Below are 24250 nucleotides of genomic sequence, written 5' to 3'. Positions count from 1 at the left end.
AGTATACCATAGAATGCCAACTTTCTAATTTAGCTATAATGAATGAGGTTATGTTAGATATAGTAACCTTCCTTTTAATTATTAATATGTAATAGTTATATTTGGGGGGAGTAGATTTGCTATGACTTTATAATTAGGAAACGTGTATTTTTAGGAATTTATAATTAAGGGGAATCATATCATGAATAGCATAAATCAATTTGATTGGATAGTTTTTTATAGAGAATTTGCTAACACTTTATTACAATATAAGAATAATCGGGGAATTCTTATAGAAAAAGTAGAGAAAATTTATGAGCTTACAGGTATAGATATGCCGACTTTAGATCGGAATAAGCAGCTTGTTGATATAGACCCATTCACTATTTTTGGTTTATTTAATAAAAGTTCTATGACAGTTGATAATCGAAATAAGATTATTGCTGCAGTTGCCAATCTATTTGATATAAAAGCACCTATACCTACATCATTTGACGGAATTCCATTACTAAATAATCAAAATGCTACCTATTATTATTTTATCGATGAACGAGATGAAGACGATATAGATACTCTTTGGGGACTTTATGAGTCTGCACTTATGTATGCTAATGATTCGAATTCAAAAAATATTTTGACGCTATTCCAGTATTTCGACTTAGCTATTAATAAAAAGGGTAATGGAAATAGTAAGATTACTATGGGGTTATACTGGATTGCACCAACTCATTTTCTAAATTTAGATCAGAGAAATACGTGGTACATTTATGAGTCAGGCAAGATGCCGGATGATTTAGTTAATAGCCTTCCAATTGTTGAAGATAAAATTTCATCATCTAAATATTTTGAGATAGTTGATAAATTACGTGAATTTTTGGCTAGTAATCAGAGTACCTTTAAAAATTTTGTGGAGTTAAGTTTTGAAGCGTGGAGGTACTCAGAGGAAGTTAATCGTCAAAATCGTGCTGACAAAAAACAAAGAAAGACTAAAGCTAAAGGGGCTGCTTTAGCTGATGATGATATAGAAACAATACATTACTGGATCTATTCTCCTGGTAAAGGCGCCAAAATTTGGGATGAATGTTATGACAATAATATTATGGCTATAGGCTGGGATGCGATAGGTGATTTGCGTAACTATAATAGTAAAGATGAAATAAAGCAAGTAATGAATAAATTTTATGATCCCTTTAGGTCCTATATTCATTCAGCCTGTGCTACATGGGAATTCGCTAATGAAATGAAACCGGGAGATATTGTATTCGCGAAGAATGGTATGCATCTAATTATCGGTCGGGGAATTGTAAAATCTGATTATATATATGACCCTCAACGAAAAGAATTTAAAAATATACGTAAAGTGGAGTGGACTGATCGGGGTGAATGGAAATGCTCAAGACAATCACCTATGAAAACTTTAACTGATATTACATCATTTACAGATTATGTTGAACAGCTAAATCTTTTTTTCGATAGTGATATGTTGGATGATGTTGAAACGATAGAAACAAGTTACCCTACATATGATAAGGATCGATTCCTTGACTCTGTCTATATGAATGATGAAAGTTATAATACACTGGTATCACTTGTTGAGACTAAGAAAAATGTTATATTACAAGGTGCACCTGGTGTGGGTAAGACATTTGCTGCGAAACGTCTAGCTTACTCTATGATGGGGGTAAAAGATCCTAATCGTGTTATGATGGTACAGTTTCACCAAAGTTATTCGTATGAAGATTTTATAATGGGATTTCGACCATCCGAAAATGGCTTTGAGCTTAAGCATGGTGTGTTCTATGATTTCTGTAAAATGGCTAAAATTGATAGTGATAATGCATATTTCTTTATTATTGATGAAATTAATCGTGGTAATTTAAGTAAAATTTTTGGCGAATTATTTATGCTTCTTGAAAGTGATAAAAGAGGTGTAGAATTACAGCTACTGTATGCTGATGAGAAATTTTCTATTCCAGAGAACGTTTATATAATTGGTATGATGAATACTGCTGATCGTAGTTTAGCCATGCTAGATTATGCGCTCAGAAGACGATTTGCTTTCTATGAGCTTGAGCCTGCTTTTGAGTCTGATGGTTTTAAGGAATATCAATATAAACTTAATAATGCCAAGTTTGATAAATTGATAGAATGTATTAAGAATCTTAATTTGATAATTAAAAAAGATGAAACACTAGGTACAGGATTTTGCTTAGGGCATAGCTATTTTTGTGATTTAGATCAAGTAGAAGACAACGAGTTAGATTCAGCGCTTACAAGGCTTGTTGAGTTTGAACTAATTCCTCTTTTAAAAGAGTATTGGTTTGATGATACAGATATGGTAATCGAATGGAGCAATAATTTAAGGAGTGCTATTCAGTGATACCTATTCAAAATATTTACTATATGTTATCTTATGCTTTCCAAGTACTAAATCCTAAAGGCTATAAGCAGGTATCTGTTGAAGAATTTGATAATGTATCAGACATGTTAGCCTCAATTCTATCAAAAGGAGTTTCTGTTCAGATAAAGCGTGGAGTTGGACGAGGGTATTTAGAACGAACCGAACCATTGTGCTCACCTCGTGGACGATTTGAATTGTCAGAATCTATAAAAACTAATTGTATATATAAAAATCACTTAGTTTGCTCTTATGATATTTTTTCAGAAAATATCTATATGAATAGAATCATCAAATCAACCATAGAATTACTTATTCGATCAGACATTTCTAAAAATCGAAAAAAGGAACTTCGTAGATTATTAGTTTACTTTAGCGACGTAAGCTCTATTGATGTTAATAATATTAATTGGAATATGTATTATAATCGTAATAATCGAACATATCAGATGCTAGTTTCTATATGTCATATGATTATTAAGGGGCTATTACAGTCTACTTCTGATGGTTCGAAGCGGTTAATGGGTTTTTTAGATGAACAACCAATGCATCATCTATATGAGAAGTTTATCTTTGAATATTACCGTAGACATTATCCACAGATATCAGTTAGTTCATCAGAAATAAAATGGGCAATTGATGATAGTGAAATATATATGCTTCCTATTATGAAAACTGATATTATGCTTACCTATAATGATAAAGTACTTATTATCGATGCTAAGTATTATTCTCGTAATACCCAGATGCGATATGATACATATAAGATACACTCACATAATCTTTATCAGATTTTTACATATGTCAAAAATCAATCCTATCATTTGAAAACGACTTCATGTAATGTGTCGGGTTTGTTACTTTATGCTAAGACGGATGATGAAATTCAACCTAATAATACATATATGATGAGTGGTAATAAGATAAGTGTAAAAACGTTAGATCTGAACTGTGAATTTTCTGAAATTTCGTCACAACTAAATAAGATTGTTAGCGATCATTTTGATATTGTTACTCAGTAGTAAGACTTTGATACCTATTATATTTTATAAAAAAGGAAGTTATCCCTTAGGGGCTAACTTCCTTTTTTATAGGTACGCTTTAGGCTTTATACGGATTACTTGTTAATAATGATATAATTTAGATAATTAAAGTATATGTAAACGGTATATATAATGGAGAGTATATATGAGCTTTTACAATTGGATTCAAGAAAAACTCTTCGATAACTATGAAGAATGGCGTTTGAAGAGCCCTGATTATAATCGGAACGGTTTTAACATAGTTGGGATAGATAATACATTAAAGGCTATGCATGATGGATTTTCTATGTACGTGGAGGTATACCCACCTCATGCTATCGATGGATGTACAGCCATGAAAGCACGTGTAGGTAAAACGCAGGATGCAGTAGATTTATTCTTAGATCTAGATGGCAAGACCTATCGTATGGATGTTGTAAGTTATCCTGATGCGGTGAAGATGATGCGGGCCTTTGTGAAAAAACGCAGAGTACCTGATTGTAGTTTGTGTGTAGAAGTAGCGTATCTAGATATCGATCAGATGAAACTGACATTTACAGAGTTAGCAACGTTGTTGCTAGGTGATGCTAAACAAGCTAAATCTTTTATGACCGAGGCTAAGTTGCGCTCCATGGAAGCTTTAGAAGATAGTTGGTGGAACCTCTATGAGAAACTAGTATCTAAAGGATATGCCGTAGAGCTAAGCTGTAAGTGCGAACTAGAGGATTTTATTCATAATGTACAGAAATTAATACGTAACAAGTCTTTAGATACTTGCGAAAATCTAACTATTGATATAGCAGGATTAGATGAAGATCAATGTATCATGGACTGGAGTGCTGGTCTTAATTCTACGTGGGCAAACTATACGTTAGCAGGCATGGATATTGGAACCGATAGCTTTGTACTTATGGTGCTTTCAAATGAGGAATTCAAAACAGCCAAAGAACTAGGAAAAGAACTATTACATAGAATCGATGTAGCTGAACGCTTGTGATACAACAGAACATTTTAATGTTATAGAAGCAATTATACTATGGCATCATCTATAAAGGATGGAGTTCTAAACTGTAAATAGTTTGTACCGTAAAATGTGATGAATAGGAGAGAGTCATATGAGTATTGTACGTCTACCAGAATATGAAGCAGAGTTTGAATCGGAAGAGTTTGAAATCTATGCATTGCCGCGCAGTGATGCGAATGGGGCTAGTCCTTATTTGGATAAGTACCATAGACCACTGGTGTCCACCGATGCTATTCTAGATACTCGAACTGGAGTACTTGACCGTAGCGAAGGCATTTTGACGTGGATTATTGATGGTCTTGAAGATAGATGGGGTTATTCTTTTGAGCCTCATGGGGTCTACAAATTGTCAGTTAAGAAAGCAAAACCTATAAAGGATTTAGGCTATATGCGCCCTTCTTGGAATAATCGCTATTATGTGCTTGAGGTGTTAGAGGAACATGCTAAACATAGCGAGTTAGAGGCATTGTCAGCTTATTTGAAAACCCCAAAATACCTTCATACCGACAGGAGTGACTTTTTGTTAAATCGAGAGTATCAATACTATACATCTAGAATTGATGATTATGCTTTCACCCTTGATGTGGATGAGGGCTCTGATGAAAACTGCACCGTAGCATTGGCTGCTTTCAATACAATCGATAATTTCAAAGAATTTGAACAACGAATTAGTGCATATATTAGTGAAAAATTGCTAGAACTCGCTAATGATTGGCTCGACAATGATGACCAGGATCCGATTACATCAGACGTATTTGCCAAGCGTATTACGATGGGCGAATTGGCGTTTCGTAACGATGGCACCATAGAGGTCTATTATGACGACGACGATATATTCTGGGGACACTGTATCATAGCCCATATTGATGCGGATGGGAACCCTGTTGATGCAGATATTGCAGGATAATCAGTTAATGGAGCATCCTAATGAGAAAATCGGAATTAATGACATTATGGAATGTTGAAAGCTGGGCGGTAGAACCGTATGGAGCTATTTTTGTATCTGACGTGGATCAATCACCGCGGAAAATCGAGTACCATTTGGCCTGTACAAGACTTTTACAAGCGTACAAACCTAGTATGGATGATTTTTTAAATAGTCAAATTTCCTGTCGTAAAGATAATACAAATTTCGGTATCGATACCGACTGTTGGTTTAATCATAAAGATCTAGGCCTATTGCTAGACCATTTAGAAATCATTGGGGCTGTTGAACTGTATCCGTGCAAGCTGTGGAAACTAGCACCGGCAGGCACATTGGACGATATCTACACCGAGATTACAGATGAGCCTAGAAGAGGTAGAATTCGCCTGATAGATACTAATGAATTGGTGAAAGATATTGTTCACCAATAATTATTGCGCTAAAAAAGGGAGTAGATGCGATGAATGTAACAACTCAAACATATATAGAAACTGTGAAAGTCAGTGATATACCCTGGCATCGTTTGACCACAACTTACGGCCGTGCTACAGATTTTCCGGCTCATCTTGAGGTGTTGTGGGATATGAAGGACGTTGATGCCATTGATGCGGCAGATGAAGAGCTGGCCCAAAACATTGAGCATCAATCGACTTTATGGCATGCTACGCCCTTCGCGTTGATTTTTCTATTACGTATTTTTAAAAAAGCCGTTGAAGAACAAGGTCATAATGAGGTGGCAAGATATTTAGTAGAAGAATTAGCTGAGTTATTCCTTATTATTGCTGAGTGCATTAGAGATGGTCTTATGCTAGAACATGCAGATCAATTACCGAACTTCGAGGATATGCTCAACGAAGAATATCTTTGGTCTGAAGAGTACGATGAAGACGAAGATATTCTTAGATATGAGGAAGAAGAGGTATTTCCAGATGACCTATTCTTTAGTTTTTACTACTATTCTTTACAAGTGCTTCTATTATGTAAGCCATTGTTAGACAAAAATAACAAATATGAGGTTACGTTGCTAGAATTGTTGACAGAGATAGAGAACTAACTATCAGTGGAGGCTTCGAATTATTCGGCATTTATGGAGATTATAGATGCCTAAGTAACTATGTAAGTTTTAGATTACTGAGTATCTAGGGAGGTTTTAGAGTATGGGACTCATTGCAAATTATAATTGTATAAGTGATGAAAGCTTAAAAGAACTCAAAGGGTTAGGCTCATCAAAGAAGGATCTTTTTGAAACCGTTGAAGAGTGGCGCGATGAGGACGAGTTATTGCTTGACATCGATAAGATGTGGGATGTCCTTCACTTCGTGCTTACTGGTGTGAGTACTGATCATAGAATAGATGATAATCCACTTAGTCAAGCTGTGCTTGGTGTAACGTCTATAGAGGATTTATCAGACTATATGGCCTATACGGAACATTCTCAAATAGCTGATATCGTAGTGGCTCTAGAGCAGTTTGATATGGATCAAGCACTCGAATCTTTCGATATGAAAGCCTGTAAAGAGGCTGAGTTATACCCAAATATTTGGGACTATGACGAAGAAGAGGAGGAAATCATAGATGAGCTTCTCCATGACTTCGAGCAGATGAAGGTGTTCTATAAAAAAGTGCTAGAAGCGAAGGGCCACGCAGTAGTTTCGATTTGTTAAAAAGGTGGTTATAATGGACAAAGCGCGTAAAAAGGAATTATTGAAAGACTATAAAGCTAAAGAAAAACAGAGTTTTCAAGATAGTTTGCCTATGGATGAAGAGCTATTTTGGAATCTCTTTGACTATGTAGATGAGAAATTAGAGACAAATGATGGTTGCGATCATAGTTTGACTTTCACTAGAGAATTCTTAGAAAAACAAAAGGTAGATGTGGAAAGCGTACTAGACTGGATTGTCAACGAAGGTGGTGGTTGTGACTGCGAGGTTCTCTACAATGTAGAAGAGAGATTTGAAGAGTAATATCTATGTAATTGGGGAGATTTTCGTATACAGCTTGTTTTTGACTTAGAGCAAACTGTAAGCAGTTTAATGTAAATTTATTTGTGATTTTGGTAACCAAGTAATCTTTGGTAAAAAATCATAGTATACTAGAAATGTTAAATACTTCTGGCGATATTAGCAATTTTGTCTAAGAAACGCCGACGTTTTTCGTCCGAACTGTTTTCTGTGCCCGCCAACTGGGTATGTGTAACAGGTTTAATGCCACAGGATTTCAGAACCTGATTTTTTAATACCTTGCCATAGTCCTGAATAAACGGCGTCAAAAAGGCGGGGGTGTTATGGGTGGTGATAATCCAGGCGGATTTTCCCTGTAAATGACCTATAAGGCCTCTTTTACCGTATGAATAGGCAAAGCCAGCTGTAAATACGCGATCAATAAAGCCTTTGAGCATAGCGGGCATACCGCCCCACCAAATTGGGTAGATAAAAATGATATGATCTGCCCAAGTAATTAAATTGCGATACTTTTCTATGTCCGGCACAGTGCTTAAATCTCGACGTTTGTGCGTATCATCAAATCGCAATATAGGATCGAACTGCTCCTCATATAAATCCAAGGTGTTCACATTGTGATCCTTTGAAAGATTCTGTTGGACTACTTTCAGAATGGTGCTATTAAAACTCTGATGATTAGGATAGGTGTAAATGATTAAAATGTTCATGACTAGTTCCTTTCTATTCAATCAGTGTCACGTTGAGGGAATTCTTATAATAAAATGGTATCTATAGAAAGTTAAAGTCTAGTGAAGAGCATCTATTTTGAAAGTAAATGACGATAGAATTTGGTGAGAATTCATAATTAATTCCTTTTATTTGCAGATGTTGCCATAAAGGTTTATAGTATAGGCATGTGATGGATATAGTCACATGTCTATTTTTTATAAGGAGGACGCTATGCAACACGTTCAAACCCGCAGTACTACGTCCGCGTTAGTACTCACAGCCGTATTGATTGCCCTCGCAACATTGTTTACCATGTACACGAAAATCCCAGTACCTGGCATTCGCGGCTATTTCAATGTAGGAGATGTCGTTATTATGACGTCAGCTCTATTATTAGGTCGAAAATATGGCGCCTATATTGGTGCTATCGGCCCAGCGTTAGCTGATTTATTCCTCGGCTATGCAGTCTTTGTACCCATCACCTTCGTGGTGAAAGGCATTGAAGGCTATCTTGTCGGTACTGTCTATAACAATAAGACAACTACCTCTGCCTTGGTAGCAACTATCGTAGGCGGTATTGTTATCGTAGCAGGCTATTTTATTGCCGAATACTTTGTATTCGATCCAGGCGTAGCTATTGCTGGTATTGTAACTAATACTATTCAAGCCGTTATGAGCGTAATTATTAGCATGATACTCTATGCGATTTTGCGTAAACGACTTGGATAGTAAATAGGGAGACTCTATCAAGAGTCTCCCTTTGTTAGTTATAAATAGACTAATATTTATTAATAGATTTTTTATTGCATAGAACATAAGTTCGGTTTATAATAAACGTAAGATAGTCGAACGAGGTTGGGTCACCCTTTTTCTTTAAAGGGGGTGAAAGCCTATGAATGCTTATGAAGTCATTATGATTGTCCTCGGGATCTTAACTGTCGTTATTTCCTTTGGCGCATTGATAGTGCTGATTTGTCGTAATAACGACAAATAGCCCTTCGTTACCAACTGGTAGCTGAAAACGAAAGGCCATTTTTGCATGTTTTATAATGTTTTGGGATGAGCCTGACGGAACCACTCGTCGACTATCTCTTTATTATATTATAATGAGATTGGCGTATATCGTCAATCTGGATGCGTCGTGTAATGTACATAATACAATAATATATAATAATGTTGTTGAGAGGGCCCGTCGGGATCCTCTATTTTTGTTTCCGTCGTTCCTTAATTACAGCATGTTTCGTTCTTCAAAGACCGCTTTCACCGTAAATAGTGCGTTCAGTACGCGTGGGAATCCTGCATAGGGGATGCAGTGGGTGCAGACCTCTACGATTTGCACGGGCGCAATACCGACGTTGAGTGCCGCATTGGTGTGTACTTTCAGCTGTGCCTCGCAACCGCCCAGCGTTAACAGGGATGCGAGCGTAATCAGTTCCCGTTCCTTGAAATCCAGGTTGGGGCGCGTGTAGATATCACCGAACAGCTCGACCAATAAATCGGCTATGGCCGGTGAAATTTCTTGGATTGTGTTATACACCTCCTCGCCGTGTAGCCCGTCAATCTGTTTTAATGTGTTCATGCCGATGTTAAAACGTGTTTCTTTCATAATTATTACCTCCGTCTAGACGTATGATATATGCTCGAGTATACTTGAGGTCAAGGTGGTGAAAGTATGAAAATCGGTGAATTTTCAAAATTGGTAGGACTGTCTATTTCTACATTGCGATATTATGAGGATCAGGGGTTCCTTCACATCGAGCGACAGAACGGCATTCGCAATTACCATGCGGAGGACGTGGGTTTTGTACAGTTTGTTAAACGCTTGAAAGACATGGGAATGCCGCTTGCGAACATCAAGCGATATGCGGACTTGCGGTATGCCGGATCTCATACGGTCCATGAAAGAATGACATTACTAGAAGAGCATTATCGGTTTATTGAGGCCGAAATTAAACGATTGGAAGGCTATAAGAACAATCTTGAAGATAAGTTGGAGTTGTATGAAAATCTTTTGAATCAAGATTACAAATAATTGACATACGTATAAATACGTATTATAATGTAAGTGTCAATTCGAAGAAGTTATTTTATTTTAAGTAAATGAATGGTGGTGATTAAAATTTGACTACACCTAAAGAATTGATGAAGGATTTAAAAAAAGATGGTTGGTATATTGATAGAATTAAAGGCTCGCATCATATACTAAAGCATCCAATAAAAGCTGGTCGTGTAACGATTCCGCTACATAAGGAAGATTTAAAGCCTAAAACATTACAAACAATCTTGAAACAAGCGGGGCTTAAATAGCCCCTTCAAGATAGTTAGGTGGAGTTAGATTAGTCATCATGTGTCTAGCTATAGAGGAGGAATATTAAATGAGAAAGGAAATGTACCCAGCTATCTTTAGTACAGATGGTAAAAATGGATATACGGTAAGTTTTCCAGATTTATTAGGCTGTGTAACTGAAGGCGATACTTTATGTGAAGCCGTAGAGATGGCTGAAGATGCACTAGGTATTTACTTGTATTCATTGAGTGAAGATGGCGAGGAATTTCCAGAAGCAAGTAATCCAATCGATATTAAATGTAATAAAGGTGAATTCATAGATTTAGTAAAATGGGATGAAGAGGAATATTTAAAAAGAACCGATAATAAAGCTGTAAAAAAGACCCTTACAATACCAAGCTGGTTAAATCATAAAGCTGAAGAGAAGCAACTTAATTTTTCACAAATTTTACAGAGAGCATTAAAGCAAGAGTTAGAATTAGTATAATGTGTAATATTTAAAGTTTATAGATTTATAGATTATAACTCATGTAAGTAATATTAATTAGCTTTTGACTTATTGCTTAGGTAGTTAAGTAATGTTTTCATATGGTATAATACTTTCATTATGTAGTGAAAAAGGAGATCTAAATGGCAAATTTACCTAACTGCCCTAAGTGTGGCGATGAGTACACATACGAAGACGGTCATATGTTTATCTGCCCTATGTGTGGTAACGAATGGACAGCGGCTGACGCACAAGCTGCAGCTGAAGCGGGTATCATTCGCGATGCTAACGGCAATGAGCTCGCTGATGGCGATACAGTTGTTGTTGTAAAAGACCTCAAAGTAAAAGGCGCTGGCATCTTGAAACAGGGTACGCGCGTAAAAAATATTCGTCTCATCTCTGGCGCAAGCGATGGTCATGATATTGATTGCAAAATTGACGGCTTCGGTGCGATGGCATTGAAATCTGAAATGGTTAAGAAAATCTAATTTAAGGAATCCCTACCGATAAAAATTCGGTAGGGATTTTTTTCGTGGTATAATCAACTTATAATGCATATAGTAAGAGAGTATTTAGATGAGAGGAAACTATGGTTAACCGTGTTGTTTTATTGGCCTTATTAGTATCTATGATGAGTCCTATTAGTTCTCTAGCTGCAGATGTAAAGCCTGCGGACAAGCGTAATTATGAATTGCAACAACAGATTTCTTATAACGTGATCATTCCGCCAGAGGCTTTTGAAACGAGTGCAGACGGAACATTGATCGTTCCTGTAGAGATTAAGACGGACGATAAGGGTAATATTATAGCTGTTGAAGCAGGCCCTAATAATTGGAAGCTAGATCGTGATGCGTACCCAATTTTTGAGGAGGCGGCTAAAGAGGCGGCTTGGGATACTAAACATGTTGATACTGATGAAGCGCTCGTTGTAACGATTCCCGTTAGTATTGTCATGTTATCTGGTAATAATGTAAAGAAATGATAAAGGAGGACTTATGGAGGCTACAAAAGATTTAGAGAAATATACTTATGAGCTTCTCGCTGAACGGGGCGTCACATTAGAGGACATTTCTGAACTTGTTTTTTATGTACAAAAGCCATATATGCCGAATTTAAACATTGAAGAGTGTCGTGAAAGTGTGGTGTCTGTACTATCTAAACGGGAGGTACATAATGCGATTATTACGGGCATAGAGCTAGATAAGTTAACAGAGCAGAATAAATTGTCTCAGCCATTGCAACGTATTGTGGCTAATGATGAAAGCTTGTATGGTATCGATGAAATCTTAGCATTTTCTATCGTTAATTTGTATGGATCCATTGGCTTTACAAATTATGGCTATTTAGATAAGGTGAAACCAGGTATCATCAAAAAGTTAGATAGTGAAGAAGGCGGGCATTGTAATACCTTTCTCGATGATTTGGTAGGTGCCGTAGCGGCAGCAGCGGCGGGGCGATTAGCCCATAATGAGCCAAATCGTGTACAACATGCTATAGCAGAAGAATAAAGAGTATAACTAATATTGATTGAAAATAAATACTTTATTTTGTAGTTATATACAGGAGGAGCTATGCAAAAGGTTCTGGTAGTAATCGATATGCAAAATGATTTTGTAGATGGTGCACTTGGTTCATCGCAAGCACAGTTAATCGTAGATAATGTGCGTAAGAAAATTGAAAGCTTTGATGGTCCTATTATCTTTACTCGTGACACGCATGATAGGGATTATTTGGAGCGTCAAGAAGGGAAGCTTTTACCAGTGCCACACTGCGTAAAAAACACAGAGGGATGGCATATTGTAGACGGCTTGATCGAGGCGGCGGAGAACCGTAAAATTATGAGCCCCGTATCCTTTGTGGATAAACCCAATTTCGCATCTTTTGAATTGGTGAATCGACTAGAGGGGATGAATACCGTTAATCCTATCGAGTCTATTACTCTCATCGGCTTATGCACGGATATTTGTGTTGTTTCCAATGCAATCTTGTTGAAAGCAGGCTTGCCAGAGATTCCTATTCATATTGATTCGAGTTGCTGTGCTGGCGTAACAGAGGAGTCCCATCAAGCGGCATTAACAACGATGAAAATGTGTCAGTGTATCATTGACTAACTTGTGGATCAAATTTATATAAAACTATGTGTTATTGCTAACCAAAAGTCACATAATAATTAACTAATGAAAGGCTGTAGGAGTTCCTATGGCCTTTTTATGTTCGTCTTTTATATTGACGTTTTTCTATATAATGTGTACAATTAGATAAAGAATGATAATTCATATCAATTTGTTAGCTAAAATATTATATCCTAACTTCTGGTTACGTTAGGATAATCAGTCTCTTCTTAAAGTATATATGCTATGCTAGTAGATTGATTCTATATTACCGATGCAGGTGCATCGAATCGCTTTCACAAGAACGATGATACGAAATAGTTAGCATTGTTCTATGCCCTAAATTTAAGGAGGACTATTATGAAACCTTTCGAACTCGCACCATTACCGTATGCGTATGATTACCTTGAGCCTGTTATCGATGCTGAAACAATGAAATTGCATCATGACAAGCATCATCAAGCCTATGTTAATAATTTGAACGCTGCTATCGCGAAATATCCTGATCTTTCGTATGGTTGTGTAGACTGTATTCTCGGCGATATTGCTAATGTGCCTGAAGATATCCGTCAAGCAGTTATCAACAATGGTGGTGGTCACAAGAACCACACCATGTTCTGGGACATCATGACAAAACCAGATACTTCTAAATTGGAAGGTCCTTTGAAAGAGGCTATCGATGCTGAACTTGGTGGCTACGATGCTTTTGTTGAAAGCTTCTCTACTGCGGCAGCTACACGCTTTGGCTCTGGTTGGGCTTGGCTTGTAGTTAACAAAGATGGCAAGCTAGAAGTGACATCCTCTGCAAACCAAGATAATCCTCTATTGGAAGGTAAAAAAGCAATTCTATGCTTAGACGTTTGGGAACATGCATACTACTTGCACTACCAAAACCGTCGCCCAGACTATATCAAGGAATTCTTCCGAGTTATTAACTGGGATAAAGTTTCTGAAAACTACGAAAAAGCATTGAAACCACATCATGATTAAGTGGTACACTTGTTAGAAACAGAAACAGAAACAGAAACAGAAACAGAAACAGTAATAGACAAGTAATTTAAATATATAACGGATAGTTGATGTGCCTCCCTTCATGTATGAGCCGGGATGGATAATCATCTATCCGTTATTTTTATCTTTTTTTACTGTTTTTGAGCGTATAAGCGTATAATTTATTTTATTGGTAAAGAGTTACTATTGGTAAAGCGTTACATAATATTTTGAAAATTTTTGAATTACTTTCAAAAGTATTGCCACGGATACAGATTTTCTAATCGATATCGTTTATCATAGATTCATAGGTCATTATATTTAGACCTTTCACAGTAAATAGAAGCCTTATATACGAGATTTTTACGTATAGGGGCTCATTAATATTAGTAAGTATTTTATAAAGATTTTGACATGAGGGGCTCAAAATGGAAAAGAAATTAGATCTATCCAAATCTGTATATGATTTAGTAAAAGAATATCCTGAAGTAGCAGATATTATGAAAGAATTAGGGTTCAGCGAAATCACAAACAAGGTGATGTTGAACTCTGTTGGTAAAATCATGACCATCCCGAAAGGGGCTAAAATGAAAGGCGTATCCATGATCGATATCGTGGGCGCTTTCATGAAAGCTGGCTTTACCTTAGAAGGTGAAATGCCAAATCTATCTGGTGATGATGCGGAAACTGCGGGTCATCCTGGCGTGGCACCTACTGCAGCGGCTACAACGTCTAATGTTACGGATGCATCTGCTAACGTAGCATCTAGCACTGTTGCAGCAAATGTAGTAGAAAGCAGTGCACCAGTATCTACTACAGTGCCAGCTAACACTAACGAAAATTCCGAAACTAAGGCTGAAGATGCAGTTCAAGATAGCGAACGTGTAGAGCAGCTCAAAGGCTTCTTGAAACGTTTAGGCACAGGTGAAGACCTTGGTGCAGTTCGTGAAGACTTTGCTAGTCAATTCGCCCATGTTGAGGCTAGTGAAATCATGAAAGCTGAACAAGGCCTTATGCGTGAAGGCACACCACTAGCAGAGGTTCAACAATTATGTGACCTTCACTCTGCATTGTTCCACGGCTCTACTATCCATGAACAAATGGAGTCTGAACATGCTAAGGTTGAGGCTGTACTAGAAGCACAAGAAAAAAGTCAAAGCGTAGTAACGCTAGTCGAAACAGTAGGTCATCCACTCAATCGATTAACAGAAGAAAACAAGGCTCTCGATGCATTGATTGAAGCTACAAAGGTTAAGGTGGCCGATAAGACTGCTACGGTAGATGATGTGAACGAAGTGCGCCAAGTGTCTATTCACTACGCTAAGAAGGGCGATCTTTTATATCCTCATTTGAAAGTAGCCTATGATATCTCTGGTCCATCCATGGTTATGTGGACGGTTGATGACGATATTCGCGATGGCTTTGGTCGTCTAGCTCGTGCTAAGTCTATTGATGATGCTTGGTACGAAGAGTTTGATGGTCTTCTCACACGTGCTCAAGAGATGATCTATAAAGAGCAAAATATCTTGTTCCCAATTTGTGCAGAGAACTTTAGTACTGAAGAGTGGTATCAAATCTACAAAGATACAGCGCAGTATGAAGAAATCTTTGGGGTAAAACGCACTGTTTGGACAGAGGCTGAAGCCGCATTAGCTACACAAACAACAAAAGCAAGTGGTGATGATAATACCATTGCTCTAATAGGTGGTAGCTTAACTGTGGATCAATTAAATGCCATGCTTAATACAATGCCAATGGAAGTAACCTTCGTTGACCACGAAGACATTAACCGTTACTTCAACGATGGTGAAAAGGTCTTTAAACGCCCTACTACAGCTATCGGTCGCGATGTATACTCTTGCCATCCTCCAAAGATAGAGCCTATCGTACGCGGTATTATTGAATCCTTCCGCAAAGGGGAACGCGATAATGTGGCGGTATGGCTTGAAAAGGTAGGTCGTCCATTCTATGTAAATTATATGGCGGTGCGCGACCAAAACAATAATTATCTTGGTACATTAGAATTAGTGCAAGACATGCAATTTGCAAAAGACCATTTCAAACGTTCCTAGTAAATTTTATTTTAAATATCTCTACTAAAGATTATCTTAAACATTCTTAGTAAAAGGCTATTTAAATATCCCTGCTAAAAGGCTTTTCAAACGTTCCAAATAATCGATTATTTCAAATACTCCTGATAAATAATTGCTTTAATACTCCTAATAAAGGCTTTAGATGTCGATAATAGTAACGTATGATTAGCTAAAAGTAGGTTTAAATATAATAAGAGGCAGTCACAGACGTGTTCTAAACAGCTGTGACTGCCTCTTTTGATTATATAGTGATATTGAAAGTTAACTATTATTTTAGACTTGAAATAATTAAATATTTTGTAGGATAGCATTCGTAGCAATTTTGATATTCTTAAGGCTTGTGACCAAGTTCAAGCGCACAAAGGTTGTGTAGCTTTCACCACCGAACCATTCACCAAAGCTTGGTGCAATACCGCATTTATTTTCAAAGAAACCACGCATTTCCTCTGGTTTAAGATAAGCGCTAAAATCGATCCAAGCCAAATAGGTGCCGTCCATAGGGCTGATGCGAAGTTCAGGCAAGTTGGCAAGTAGTTTATTGTACATATAATCATAGTTTTCTTTCACTACAGCGAGTAGGTCCGTTAGCCATGCTTCTGCTTCTGGATGCGTGTAGGCAGCTGTGATGGCTGCCTCGGCAATGACGTCCGAATCTGTATGATATACAAGGGCTTTAAAGGCGTTGTAATGATTCCGCAACTCTTCGTTAGGGATAATGACCTCTGCGTGGTGCAGGCTAGCCATATTAAACGATTTTGACAATGAAGACATGGCGATGAGCTTGTCTGTATACGCTCCGTTAGACACAGTTAATGCAGATGTAAATGGTGTAAGTCCCGTGATGAGGTCCTGATGGATTTCATCACTAATGATAAGGACCTTATGTTGCTGGCAGATACTAAATAGTCGATCCATTTCTTCTAAAGTCCATACGTGGCCTACTGGATTGTGCGGATTACAGTGAATGAATAACTTAACATCGTGTTTGACGATAGCCGCTTCAAAGGCTGCGTAATCAACAGCATAGTGGTTATCTTCGTTGCGATTCATAGGGATTGCAATAATAGGGCGCTTAGCATCGCTCGCACTCGCATCAAAGGCTCCATATACGGGCGTGAGGACCGCGATGGCATCATTTGTTTTTGTGAAAGCTGCTATGCACCACATAATACCCGTAATGACATTAGGTGCGCTGGTGAGCCAACTACCATCAATTATGCAACGATGGCGGCGCTTATACCAACTAATGACAGCCTTTAGGTAATCGGGATTTGTCATGGTATAGCCTAAAGGATTGGCTTTTACATAGTTGCAAATCGCCTCTTGGATGCACTGAGGCGGCATAAAATCCATATCCGCAACCCATAGTGGTAATAGGTCAGTTCGATTGAATTTTAACTGTTGTCCGTCCCATTTTCTGGAATGAGATCCTCGGCGGTTAATATAGTATTTTTCGGTAAACTCTGCTGTGTTCATAGGGAACCTCGCATTAGTCAAAATTCAGGATAGATTTGGCTGTGGTTAGCGTGCAAAAGTCGTAAATCTCTATTTATATTATATCAATATATATGTATCAAGTTATATGTAAAAATTAACATAGTTTAATCTTGCATATAATACTAAAGTAATTATGTTATTAATTACATAATTGTTTTGCGAAAGTAGTGCTAAATCAGCACTACATAGCGATGTCATAACCTTTTTCTTAACTCGCAAACAAAACACACAGAAGGTTTTATTCGCACACACATATTTAATCTAAAAAAACAATCCTAAACCAAACCTAGAACTATACATCGCTATGAAAGGGGTGCCTACTGGTGCCTCTTTTTCTATGCAATCCTTGCAAGTATAGGGGCTATATTCGTATACAAAACGTGTGATATTTGCTTGACTGTTGGGACTTTCACAATTTAGAATATACTATAGAATAGTGTGAGTCTGACCAGTGACCACACGTCTATCAAATGGTTACAAAAGATAAATGTTAGCAGCATGTGGCGGCGTCCCTATGTGAGAGGGCTCATCGGAATGCTTAGGTGCATGCAACGCTGTAAGTATAGTACTGGATCCTTGTTAGGAGGCATGTGCCATGAGTAACGAATTAAAACCACTACATTTTGATGCGGATTATACGATGGAGGAAGCGCTCGCAGAGGCTAAACGTTGTCTAAATTGTCCAAAGCCTTTGTGCCGTATGGGCTGTCCTATTGAAAACGAAATACCTCGTTTCATCCAAGCTATCGCACGTGGTAATTTTGGTGAAGCTAATGATATCTTGGCGGAACGAACAAATTTACCGTCTATCTGCGGTCGCGTATGCCCACGAGAAAATCAATGTGAAGGCAACTGTATCATGAATAAGGCGAAAAAACCGCCTATTAACATTGGTAAACTGGAACGCTTTGCAGCTGATTTTGAAAGCATCAATGAACTTCGCAAACCTAAGAAAATCAAACAAGATCTCGGCAAGGTAGCTGTAGTAGGCTCTGGGCCTGCAGGTTTGTCCGTAGCTGGTGATGTGGCTAAACTCGGTTATGAGGTAACTGTATTTGAAGGCCAATCTGAACCAGGTGGCGTACTCTTATTCGGTATTCCAGAATTCCGCTTGTCCAAAGCCGTTGTACGTCGTGAAATCGCTCGTCTTGAAGGCTTAGGTGTTAAATTCGTATGTAATACATTTATTGGTCAAGATAAAACTTTGGATGATCTCTTTGCTGAAGGTTTTGACTCTATTTTTATAGGTACTGGTACACATATTCCTCAAGAAGTGCGCATGGAAAACGATGAAGTGCATGGTGTATTCCAAGCGATGTACTTGTTGACTAACGTACAATTGGTAGAAAATGGGGAACTTGATGAAGATCAAATTCCTGTTAAAAAAGGCGATCGTGTTATCATCATCGGCGGTGGCAATGTAGCGATGGATGCGGCTCGTACATGCGTACGTTTAGGCTGCGAAGCGGTAACTGTAGCATATCGTCGTAGCCAAGAACAAATGCCAGCCTTGTTGTCTGAATACGAAGAAGCTCGTGCTGAAGGCGTTCAGTTCCAATGGTTTGCTTCTCCAGTAGGCGTAGAAGGTACAGATAAGGTAGAAGGCTTTAAATACGAAGTGATGGCACTTAACGAAGATGGTGCAGGTATCCACGGCACTGGTAAGTTCCAAGTAATGCCTGTTGATAAAATCATTATCGCCGCAGGTCATAAACCAAATGCTCGTCTTGTAGGTGAAGGTAATAACTTAAAAGTAGATGAAAAAGGTTATATTATTACATCTGAAGATCCATATGGTATGACTAGTCGTGAAGGCGTATTTGCAGGTGGTGACGTTGTTCACAAACCTGCTACCGTAGTATTGGCTATGCGTGAAGCTAAAAAAGCTGTTGATGGCATGGTAAAATACATGGAAATCAAAAAAGCACAAGAAAGTGCAAATCAATAATGTTATATGAATACATAGAAAGGACTATACAGTTGAACTGTATAGTCCTTTTGTATTATGAATAGACTTATTATTCCTAAATGTATTTTAACAATATTGCGTATTTACTATATATCGCATTTACTATATATCGTATAGTCTTCTTGTATTATGAATAGAACTAGGTGATTTTATAAATCAAGTGTATGCATAATGTATAAATGCTGTTTAAAAATTGCAATATATAGATAATACCTGTATTTTTGATTTGCTATCTGTATTTTTAATGATAATAACTTTTATATATACTAAAATTCCACGAAATGATGAAATCCTACGCAATGAAATCTGCATAGTACAAAAGCCTTAACTAAAATGATTTACACATTAGTTTTTGTTAAGGCTTTTGTGTTATCGCTTTTCAACCACTACTAGGAAATGATTGAGCCCAGATTTATAGTAAAGGCATAAATATGTGTTGAGGGAGAAAGTAGATAGAGGTTGGCATGAATCCTATCGTATGTTGTCAAGATCTACAAGTTCGACAAGAAGTTCACAAGCTTGGTGTATTGATTTTACTTTGGCGCAGACAATTGGGAATGACTCAATATCAATTGGCAGATAAATCTGGTTTAGCCCAATCTTATATTAGTGATCTTGAAAGTGGTGCCGTAGATCCTCGGTGGTCCACAATTTATAGAGTAGTGTATGGACTTGGAGAAATGAATATACAAGATTTTTTGAATGGGCCGCAAACAATTAGAAGCCTAAAGATTCATTAATGATGATGACTTCCATGGTTTGCATATTGCGCATCTTTTTATAGTAAATCGTTAATGCATTGCATATACGGTCGGGAGAACCACAATCGTAGCATTTTTCTTCTAATGTAGCACATGGATTGAGAGAGCTCTTTTTATTCTTTTTACTGTTGAGCGGAGCGGCTACATTGCGTGCGCGATAGATGGCGGAAGCTAAATCTGGCGTGATTTTGTTGATGCCTAGCACAAAAAATACCTCTTGAGAGCCGAATAAAGAGGCTGCAACACGATTGCCCGTACCATCAATATTAACCATCTCTCCCGTTTGAGCAAGAGCGTTTACAGAGGTAAGGAATACATCACGCCCCATGGTACGCAATGCGGTGTCGCGGAAACTTTCACCAGGAAGGGGACGTTGAATATCTGTTATATCATCGTTGACTTGGGCTAAGACATCATGAACCTTGAGCTCCAATAAGGTGTGAGAATCACCGATGGCTACACGTTTATTTTGAATACGACCTTTTAAATAGGAAATAGCTTCTGCGCCTGTTTCAAAATAATGAACTACAAATTTATTTCGCTCCAAGGCTTTAATCGTTTTCTCTATGTCTATAGGAGTTTCGTTAATTTCTGGATTTATAACGGCGTTGATTGTTGTCTCAGTATTTGCCATAAGCCCTCCTAAATGGGTGTATAAGGAATATAAATTGGCATTTTGCTATCCGTATTTTATTTCTATTATTGTAGCGTGTATGTGTAAAGAGTTCAATTATTGGTATGTAGTTTGTAGATAAAAATTAATTGAGGAGTTGTGTTTTAAATTTTTAAATTAAAACTAGAAATCTAATCCAACTTTACATTAAAAATGATAAAAAGTTGGAATGAAATCCAAGTTGATAGTTAAAATTGAGAAAAGTTGGAATGAGTTCCAACTTTCACAAAAAGAGTATAATACTAGGAATGATATGTTAAGAAATAATTTTTACTTTTACCAATAGGTTGAATTTGCTATAATAATAGTATTGATATGGCGTAAAGCCAATGTTAAGGAGGCAAAAATCGTGGATTTAATTCAAAAATTAAAAGACCAAGTAAAACCATTAGGTAAAAAAATCGTGTTGCCAGAATACAAAGATGAACGCGTATTGAAAGCAACTGAAATTATTTTGAAAGAAGGTTTCGTAACACCTGTACTCGTTGGTAGCCCTGCTGAAATCGCTGAAGCTGCTAAAGCTGTTGGTGTATCCATTGAAGGTGCTGAAATCATCGATCCTGCTAACTACGATCGTTATCAAGAAATGGTTGATACATTCGTAGAATTGCGCGCTAAAAAAGGTATGACTCCTGAAAAGGCTGATGCAACTATGAAAGGTGATTGCTTGTTCTTCGGTGCTATGCTTGTTCGCCTTGGTGCAGTAGACGGCATGGTTGCTGGCTCTGCTTGCCCAACTGCAAACGTATTGCGCGCTGCATTACAAGTTGTAGGTACTAAACCAGGTCTTAAAACTGTATCCTCTTCCATGTTCATGTTCACAAGCAAAAAAGAATATGGCGACGACGGTATGCTTGTATTCTCCGATTGCGGTGTATTGCCTAACCCAACTAGCGAACAATTGGCTGATATTGCAGAATCCACTGTAGAAAAAGCTCGCAAAGTTGTTGGCATGGCTGATCCTCGCGTATCCATGTTGTCCTTCTCCACAAAAGGTTCTGCTTCCACTCCTGAAGTAGATAAAGTGGTTGAAGCTGTTAATATCTTGAAAGAACGCAACGTTGATTTCAAATTTGACGGCGAATTACAATTGGACGCTTCCATCGTTCCTTCCGTAGCAGAAAAGAAAGCTCCTGGCTCCAACGTAGCTGGTAAAGCTAACATCTTGATCTTCCCTGATCTTCAAGCTGCTAACATCGGTTACAAATTGGTACAACGCTTCTCCGGCGCTGATGCTCTTGGCCCATTGATTCAAGGTTTGGCTAAACCAGTTCATGACCTTTCCCGTGGTTGCTCCGCTCAAGATGTTGTAGACGTTGCCGCTATCGCTGCTGTTGAAAGTATCTAATAGCTGCCTACACAATTATATATACACATATGTTATATATGTTTTGATATGCTGAAAGCTGGCTCTATGGGGCCAGCTTTTTGTATGTTCAATATATATCCATATATTTTTATATTCATTACTTTATGTTATTTTCTACAGCATTACCATTGTTGTCATGTTACTTTCAAATTCGTAGCCACTGCGACAGACAGAATCCATGGTTGATCGTATAGTATAACTATAAGAAAATAGATCGGAGTAAACCATTGGAGGTGTATCTTATGAGTTTTGGAACTATTAATAAATCCATGACCGTAGCTGATGCGGTTAAAGTAAACCCAGAGTTAATGGATGTATTAGCAAAAGATGGAATTGATTTTTGCTGTGGTGGTGGACATCCTTTAGCGGAGGCTATTGCAGAAAAAGGTAAAGATGTGGATGCATACATTGCTATGCTAAATGATGTACAAGTTGCTCAGAAATCTTCTCGTGCAGAGGTGCTTAGTTATTCTAAAGACCAATTGATTGATTACATCGTTCATAATTACCATCGAGAGCAATTAAATATGATTGATGAAATTGACCAAGGGTTGGCAAAACTGCTAAATGTACATTATGACCATCATGGTGAGGAATTGACAAAGATTTATCAAATCTTTTTGCAACTCAAATCTGCTCTTGTACCTCATTTTCGGCATGAAGAACATGTAGACTTCCCTGAGTTTAAAGCGGGTAAACCCGTAGACTTTGATGAACTTCGGGCTGAACACGAAGCTGCAGGTGTACTTTTGGAATCCTTAAGTGCATTGACCAATCAGTACACGGCACCAGCAGATGGCTGTGCTACTTATGTGTATGTATTTAAAACCATGAAAGCCTTAGAAGAAGGCCTTCATGAACATATTTTCTTAGAAAATTCTGTTTTGTTTGACATGAAATAGATTATAATATCATCTGTATAACGACAAGGCGCTATTGTAAAAGGGCTCCTTGTATGTAGTAAAGACACCAATCGAAAGGTTGGTGTCTTTTGTTTTCTTAAAAATTATGAGTTTGTAGCTATATTATGGTGAAATATGCGGTTTGCGTAAATACATATAGAAGGTGTATGATTAAATTAAATATATTTGATTAATATATTTAATCAATATATTGAGTAAATGCACTTGATATATACAGGTGTAGTTATGTTTGAAGTCGTGAAAAGGAGAGGGCTATGATTTCTGTATTCGACACAAATCCTGTTGTTTTTGAAAGTACGGATCGTATATTGACGGTTAGTTACAATGGTGTACTCTGCAAAGATGCAAATGGTCAGGTGATAACTGACATTGATTTTGATGATGTAAATGAGCTTCATCTTACAAGATATTTAAATTCAAATAGTAACTATTCGATTATATTTAGAGACCATAATTGGAAAAATATAGAAGGTCAAGATTTAGATACTGACCGTACAGAATCTAATGCTGGTCATAATATTCGTGAAACCAAAGCAATCATTGCTGCTTTTGCTCGCCATAAATTGACAGCGGACTTTCCTGCAAATTTAGACACTCTTCAATTGCCACTAGATTACTCCTACATGGGTAAACGAGAAATCACCATTAAAAATGGTGTTATTTCGAATGGTAAGGTAGATGTTCCTATTAATGAAATTCGTCGCGTAGTGTGTGCATCTAATGGTACAATTAGTAAACTATTAGTATATAAAGAAGAAAAACCTAGTTCTTTCTTTAAAAAGATTTTTGACAAATGTGATATGAAAATTACGTTGAATGCCATTACGTTGCCTTTGTTGGAAGCTATTGTAACACGCAATACTGGTCATGGTATCGATTTCTCCCGCGGTAATGGTTTTGATCAAAAGGACTCTAACTATATTATTATTCGCTATCTTGATTCTGGATTCTTCCTTGATAAGGATGGTACGGCACCTACAGAATGGCAGAAAACTGCGGCTGATAGAACAGCTGCCTTTGATTATGATGTGCGTTATAAATATAATAGAGATTTTTAATTTAAATTAGGAGA

Annotated in this window: 27 protein-coding genes; 23 read left to right on the top strand and 4 right to left on the bottom strand. The window is 37.4% G+C overall.

Annotated features, from left to right (window positions below; all coding sequences use genetic code 11):
- Positions 1-181 precede the first annotated feature (181 nt).
- The 8 genes from VPAR_RS08895 (at position 182) to VPAR_RS08860 (ending at position 7313) form a co-directional block, all read left to right on the top strand.
- A complete protein-coding gene (locus VPAR_RS08895) occupies positions 182-2359 on the top strand; it encodes a DUF8426 domain-containing protein (RefSeq protein WP_012864945.1) in 2178 nt (725 codons plus the stop codon).
- Between the two features lie 23 nt (positions 2360-2382).
- Entirely contained in the window at positions 2383-3399 is a 1017-nt protein-coding gene (gene mcrC, locus VPAR_RS08890) for a 5-methylcytosine-specific restriction endonuclease system specificity protein McrC (protein ID WP_197696293.1), read from the top strand.
- A 166-nt stretch (positions 3400-3565) separates the two neighbouring features.
- The gene (locus VPAR_RS08885) at positions 3566-4396 is read left to right on the top strand and encodes a DUF6630 family protein (protein WP_012864943.1); all 831 of its coding nucleotides are present in this window, start codon (positions 3566-3568) and stop codon (positions 4394-4396) included.
- Between the two features lie 118 nt (positions 4397-4514).
- Positions 4515-5330: a DUF2262 domain-containing protein gene (locus VPAR_RS08880; protein WP_012864942.1), complete on the top strand. Its 816-nt coding sequence runs from the start codon at positions 4515-4517 to the stop codon at positions 5328-5330.
- A 20-nt stretch (positions 5331-5350) separates the two neighbouring features.
- On the top strand, positions 5351-5779 hold the full coding sequence (locus VPAR_RS08875) for a hypothetical protein (RefSeq protein WP_012864941.1): 429 nt from the start codon (positions 5351-5353) through the stop codon (positions 5777-5779).
- A gap of 29 nt (positions 5780-5808) precedes the next feature.
- A complete protein-coding gene (locus VPAR_RS08870) occupies positions 5809-6402 on the top strand; it encodes a hypothetical protein (protein WP_012864940.1) in 594 nt (197 codons plus the stop codon).
- Positions 6403-6505: 103 nt separating this feature from the next.
- Positions 6506-7012 carry a YfbM family protein gene (locus VPAR_RS08865; RefSeq protein ID WP_012864939.1) on the top strand — a complete coding sequence of 169 codons (507 nt, stop codon included), beginning with the start codon at positions 6506-6508 and terminating at the stop codon, positions 7010-7012.
- Between the two features lie 13 nt (positions 7013-7025).
- Positions 7026-7313 carry a DUF2695 domain-containing protein gene (locus tag VPAR_RS08860; RefSeq protein ID WP_012864938.1) on the top strand — a complete coding sequence of 96 codons (288 nt, stop codon included), beginning with the start codon at positions 7026-7028 and terminating at the stop codon, positions 7311-7313.
- Between the two features lie 137 nt (positions 7314-7450).
- Here the strand turns inward: VPAR_RS08860 and VPAR_RS08855 are convergent, their stop codons facing one another.
- Positions 7451-8017 carry an NAD(P)H-dependent oxidoreductase gene (locus VPAR_RS08855; RefSeq protein ID WP_012864937.1) on the bottom strand — a complete coding sequence of 189 codons (567 nt, stop codon included), beginning with the start codon at positions 8015-8017 and terminating at the stop codon, positions 7451-7453.
- Positions 8018-8249: 232 nt separating this feature from the next.
- Here VPAR_RS08855 and VPAR_RS08850 point away from each other — a divergent pair, with 232 nt between their 5' ends.
- Positions 8250-8747, top strand: coding sequence for an ECF transporter S component (locus tag VPAR_RS08850; protein WP_012864936.1), 498 nt, complete (start codon positions 8250-8252; stop codon positions 8745-8747).
- A 499-nt stretch (positions 8748-9246) separates the two neighbouring features.
- On the opposite strand, the gene VPAR_RS08845 is transcribed toward VPAR_RS08850, so the two are convergent.
- A complete protein-coding gene (locus tag VPAR_RS08845) occupies positions 9247-9624 on the bottom strand; it encodes a carboxymuconolactone decarboxylase family protein (protein WP_012864934.1) in 378 nt (125 codons plus the stop codon).
- A gap of 66 nt (positions 9625-9690) precedes the next feature.
- Here VPAR_RS08845 and VPAR_RS08840 point away from each other — a divergent pair, with 66 nt between their 5' ends.
- From VPAR_RS08840 to VPAR_RS08800, 9 genes are all read left to right on the top strand, one after another.
- A complete protein-coding gene (locus tag VPAR_RS08840) occupies positions 9691-10050 on the top strand; it encodes a MerR family transcriptional regulator (RefSeq protein ID WP_012864933.1) in 360 nt (119 codons plus the stop codon).
- A gap of 110 nt (positions 10051-10160) precedes the next feature.
- A complete protein-coding gene (locus tag VPAR_RS08835) occupies positions 10161-10325 on the top strand; it encodes a type II toxin-antitoxin system HicA family toxin (protein ID WP_042466932.1) in 165 nt (54 codons plus the stop codon).
- Positions 10326-10393: 68 nt separating this feature from the next.
- Positions 10394-10792: a type II toxin-antitoxin system HicB family antitoxin gene (locus VPAR_RS08830; RefSeq protein WP_012864931.1), complete on the top strand. Its 399-nt coding sequence runs from the start codon at positions 10394-10396 to the stop codon at positions 10790-10792.
- Between the two features lie 143 nt (positions 10793-10935).
- Entirely contained in the window at positions 10936-11280 is a 345-nt protein-coding gene (locus VPAR_RS08825) for a zinc ribbon domain-containing protein YjdM (RefSeq protein ID WP_012864930.1), read from the top strand.
- Positions 11281-11381: 101 nt separating this feature from the next.
- The gene (locus VPAR_RS08820) at positions 11382-11774 is read left to right on the top strand and encodes a hypothetical protein (protein WP_012864929.1); all 393 of its coding nucleotides are present in this window, start codon (positions 11382-11384) and stop codon (positions 11772-11774) included.
- A 13-nt stretch (positions 11775-11787) separates the two neighbouring features.
- Positions 11788-12300, top strand: coding sequence for a phosphatidylglycerophosphatase A family protein (locus VPAR_RS08815; RefSeq protein WP_012864928.1), 513 nt, complete (start codon positions 11788-11790; stop codon positions 12298-12300).
- 63 nt (positions 12301-12363) lie between these two features.
- Positions 12364-12903 carry a cysteine hydrolase family protein gene (locus VPAR_RS08810; RefSeq protein ID WP_012864927.1) on the top strand — a complete coding sequence of 180 codons (540 nt, stop codon included), beginning with the start codon at positions 12364-12366 and terminating at the stop codon, positions 12901-12903.
- Positions 12904-13263: 360 nt separating this feature from the next.
- Positions 13264-13893, top strand: coding sequence for a superoxide dismutase (locus VPAR_RS08805; RefSeq protein WP_012864926.1), 630 nt, complete (start codon positions 13264-13266; stop codon positions 13891-13893).
- Positions 13894-14321: 428 nt separating this feature from the next.
- Positions 14322-15965 (top strand): DUF438 domain-containing protein, encoded by a 1644-nt coding sequence (locus tag VPAR_RS08800; RefSeq protein ID WP_012864925.1) that lies wholly within the window; start codon positions 14322-14324, stop codon positions 15963-15965.
- A 309-nt stretch (positions 15966-16274) separates the two neighbouring features.
- On the opposite strand, the gene VPAR_RS08795 is transcribed toward VPAR_RS08800, so the two are convergent.
- Positions 16275-17462 (bottom strand): MalY/PatB family protein, encoded by a 1188-nt coding sequence (locus tag VPAR_RS08795; protein WP_012864924.1) that lies wholly within the window; start codon positions 17460-17462, stop codon positions 16275-16277.
- Positions 17463-18078: 616 nt separating this feature from the next.
- Between VPAR_RS08795 and VPAR_RS08790 the strand changes: the two genes are divergently transcribed.
- Complete coding sequence (locus VPAR_RS08790) at positions 18079-19431, top strand: NAD(P)-dependent oxidoreductase (RefSeq protein WP_012864923.1); 1353 nt, start codon at positions 18079-18081, stop codon at positions 19429-19431.
- 485 nt (positions 19432-19916) lie between these two features.
- Positions 19917-20192 carry a helix-turn-helix domain-containing protein gene (locus tag VPAR_RS08785; RefSeq protein WP_004694625.1) on the top strand — a complete coding sequence of 92 codons (276 nt, stop codon included), beginning with the start codon at positions 19917-19919 and terminating at the stop codon, positions 20190-20192.
- Here VPAR_RS08785 and VPAR_RS08780 read toward each other — a convergent pair.
- Positions 20170-20847, bottom strand: a complete 678-nt coding sequence (locus tag VPAR_RS08780) for a lactate utilization protein (protein ID WP_008714729.1) — start codon at positions 20845-20847, stop codon at positions 20170-20172. The two genes, VPAR_RS08785 and VPAR_RS08780, sit on opposite strands and share 23 nt — an antisense overlap.
- A gap of 388 nt (positions 20848-21235) precedes the next feature.
- On the opposite strand from VPAR_RS08780, the gene pta reads away from it, so the two are divergent.
- The 3 genes from pta to VPAR_RS08765 all read left to right on the top strand — a co-directional run bounded on the left by pta (position 21236) and on the right by VPAR_RS08765 (position 24236).
- On the top strand, positions 21236-22234 hold the full coding sequence (gene pta, locus VPAR_RS08775; protein WP_012864922.1) for a phosphate acetyltransferase: 999 nt from the start codon (positions 21236-21238) through the stop codon (positions 22232-22234).
- A 263-nt stretch (positions 22235-22497) separates the two neighbouring features.
- A complete protein-coding gene (locus VPAR_RS08770; RefSeq protein ID WP_012864921.1) occupies positions 22498-23157 on the top strand; it encodes a DUF542 domain-containing protein in 660 nt (219 codons plus the stop codon).
- Positions 23158-23432: 275 nt separating this feature from the next.
- Positions 23433-24236 (top strand): hypothetical protein, encoded by an 804-nt coding sequence (locus VPAR_RS08765; RefSeq protein ID WP_012864920.1) that lies wholly within the window; start codon positions 23433-23435, stop codon positions 24234-24236.
- Positions 24237-24250 lie beyond the last annotated feature (14 nt).

Origin of the sequence: Veillonella parvula DSM 2008 (assembly GCF_000024945.1) — a bacterium.
GTDB classification, from domain to species: domain Bacteria; phylum Bacillota; class Negativicutes; order Veillonellales; family Veillonellaceae; genus Veillonella; species Veillonella parvula.
The sequence above is the reverse complement of the archived record's forward strand: the minus strand, read 5'-3'. Positions and strand labels throughout refer to the sequence as shown.

What these genes read in the sequence shown, in the direction of transcription:
- VPAR_RS08895 (WP_012864945.1), top strand. Translation starts at nt 182, where the DNA reads ATGAATAGCATAAATCAATTTGATTGGATAGTTTTTTATAGAGAATTT.
- mcrC (WP_197696293.1), top strand. Translation starts at nt 2,383, where the DNA reads ATGTTATCTTATGCTTTCCAAGTACTAAATCCTAAAGGCTATAAGCAG.
- VPAR_RS08885 (WP_012864943.1), top strand. Translation starts at nt 3,566, where the DNA reads ATGAGCTTTTACAATTGGATTCAAGAAAAACTCTTCGATAACTATGAA.
- VPAR_RS08880 (WP_012864942.1), top strand. Translation starts at nt 4,515, where the DNA reads ATGAGTATTGTACGTCTACCAGAATATGAAGCAGAGTTTGAATCGGAA.
- VPAR_RS08875 (WP_012864941.1), top strand. Translation starts at nt 5,351, where the DNA reads ATGAGAAAATCGGAATTAATGACATTATGGAATGTTGAAAGCTGGGCG.
- VPAR_RS08870 (WP_012864940.1), top strand. Translation starts at nt 5,809, where the DNA reads ATGAATGTAACAACTCAAACATATATAGAAACTGTGAAAGTCAGTGAT.
- VPAR_RS08865 (WP_012864939.1), top strand. Translation starts at nt 6,506, where the DNA reads ATGGGACTCATTGCAAATTATAATTGTATAAGTGATGAAAGCTTAAAA.
- VPAR_RS08860 (WP_012864938.1), top strand. Translation starts at nt 7,026, where the DNA reads ATGGACAAAGCGCGTAAAAAGGAATTATTGAAAGACTATAAAGCTAAA.
- VPAR_RS08855 (WP_012864937.1), bottom strand. Translation starts at nt 8,017, where the DNA reads ATGAACATTTTAATCATTTACACCTATCCTAATCATCAGAGTTTTAAT.
- VPAR_RS08850 (WP_012864936.1), top strand. Translation starts at nt 8,250, where the DNA reads ATGCAACACGTTCAAACCCGCAGTACTACGTCCGCGTTAGTACTCACA.
- VPAR_RS08845 (WP_012864934.1), bottom strand. Translation starts at nt 9,624, where the DNA reads ATGAAAGAAACACGTTTTAACATCGGCATGAACACATTAAAACAGATT.
- VPAR_RS08840 (WP_012864933.1), top strand. Translation starts at nt 9,691, where the DNA reads ATGAAAATCGGTGAATTTTCAAAATTGGTAGGACTGTCTATTTCTACA.
- VPAR_RS08835 (WP_042466932.1), top strand. Translation starts at nt 10,161, where the DNA reads ATGAAGGATTTAAAAAAAGATGGTTGGTATATTGATAGAATTAAAGGC.
- VPAR_RS08830 (WP_012864931.1), top strand. Translation starts at nt 10,394, where the DNA reads ATGAGAAAGGAAATGTACCCAGCTATCTTTAGTACAGATGGTAAAAAT.
- VPAR_RS08825 (WP_012864930.1), top strand. Translation starts at nt 10,936, where the DNA reads ATGGCAAATTTACCTAACTGCCCTAAGTGTGGCGATGAGTACACATAC.
- VPAR_RS08820 (WP_012864929.1), top strand. Translation starts at nt 11,382, where the DNA reads ATGGTTAACCGTGTTGTTTTATTGGCCTTATTAGTATCTATGATGAGT.
- VPAR_RS08815 (WP_012864928.1), top strand. Translation starts at nt 11,788, where the DNA reads ATGGAGGCTACAAAAGATTTAGAGAAATATACTTATGAGCTTCTCGCT.
- VPAR_RS08810 (WP_012864927.1), top strand. Translation starts at nt 12,364, where the DNA reads ATGCAAAAGGTTCTGGTAGTAATCGATATGCAAAATGATTTTGTAGAT.
- VPAR_RS08805 (WP_012864926.1), top strand. Translation starts at nt 13,264, where the DNA reads ATGAAACCTTTCGAACTCGCACCATTACCGTATGCGTATGATTACCTT.
- VPAR_RS08800 (WP_012864925.1), top strand. Translation starts at nt 14,322, where the DNA reads ATGGAAAAGAAATTAGATCTATCCAAATCTGTATATGATTTAGTAAAA.
- VPAR_RS08795 (WP_012864924.1), bottom strand. Translation starts at nt 17,462, where the DNA reads ATGAACACAGCAGAGTTTACCGAAAAATACTATATTAACCGCCGAGGA.
- VPAR_RS08790 (WP_012864923.1), top strand. Translation starts at nt 18,079, where the DNA reads ATGAGTAACGAATTAAAACCACTACATTTTGATGCGGATTATACGATG.
- VPAR_RS08785 (WP_004694625.1), top strand. Translation starts at nt 19,917, where the DNA reads ATGAATCCTATCGTATGTTGTCAAGATCTACAAGTTCGACAAGAAGTT.
- VPAR_RS08780 (WP_008714729.1), bottom strand. Translation starts at nt 20,847, where the DNA reads ATGGCAAATACTGAGACAACAATCAACGCCGTTATAAATCCAGAAATT.
- VPAR_RS08770 (WP_012864921.1), top strand. Translation starts at nt 22,498, where the DNA reads ATGAGTTTTGGAACTATTAATAAATCCATGACCGTAGCTGATGCGGTT.
- VPAR_RS08765 (WP_012864920.1), top strand. Translation starts at nt 23,433, where the DNA reads ATGATTTCTGTATTCGACACAAATCCTGTTGTTTTTGAAAGTACGGAT.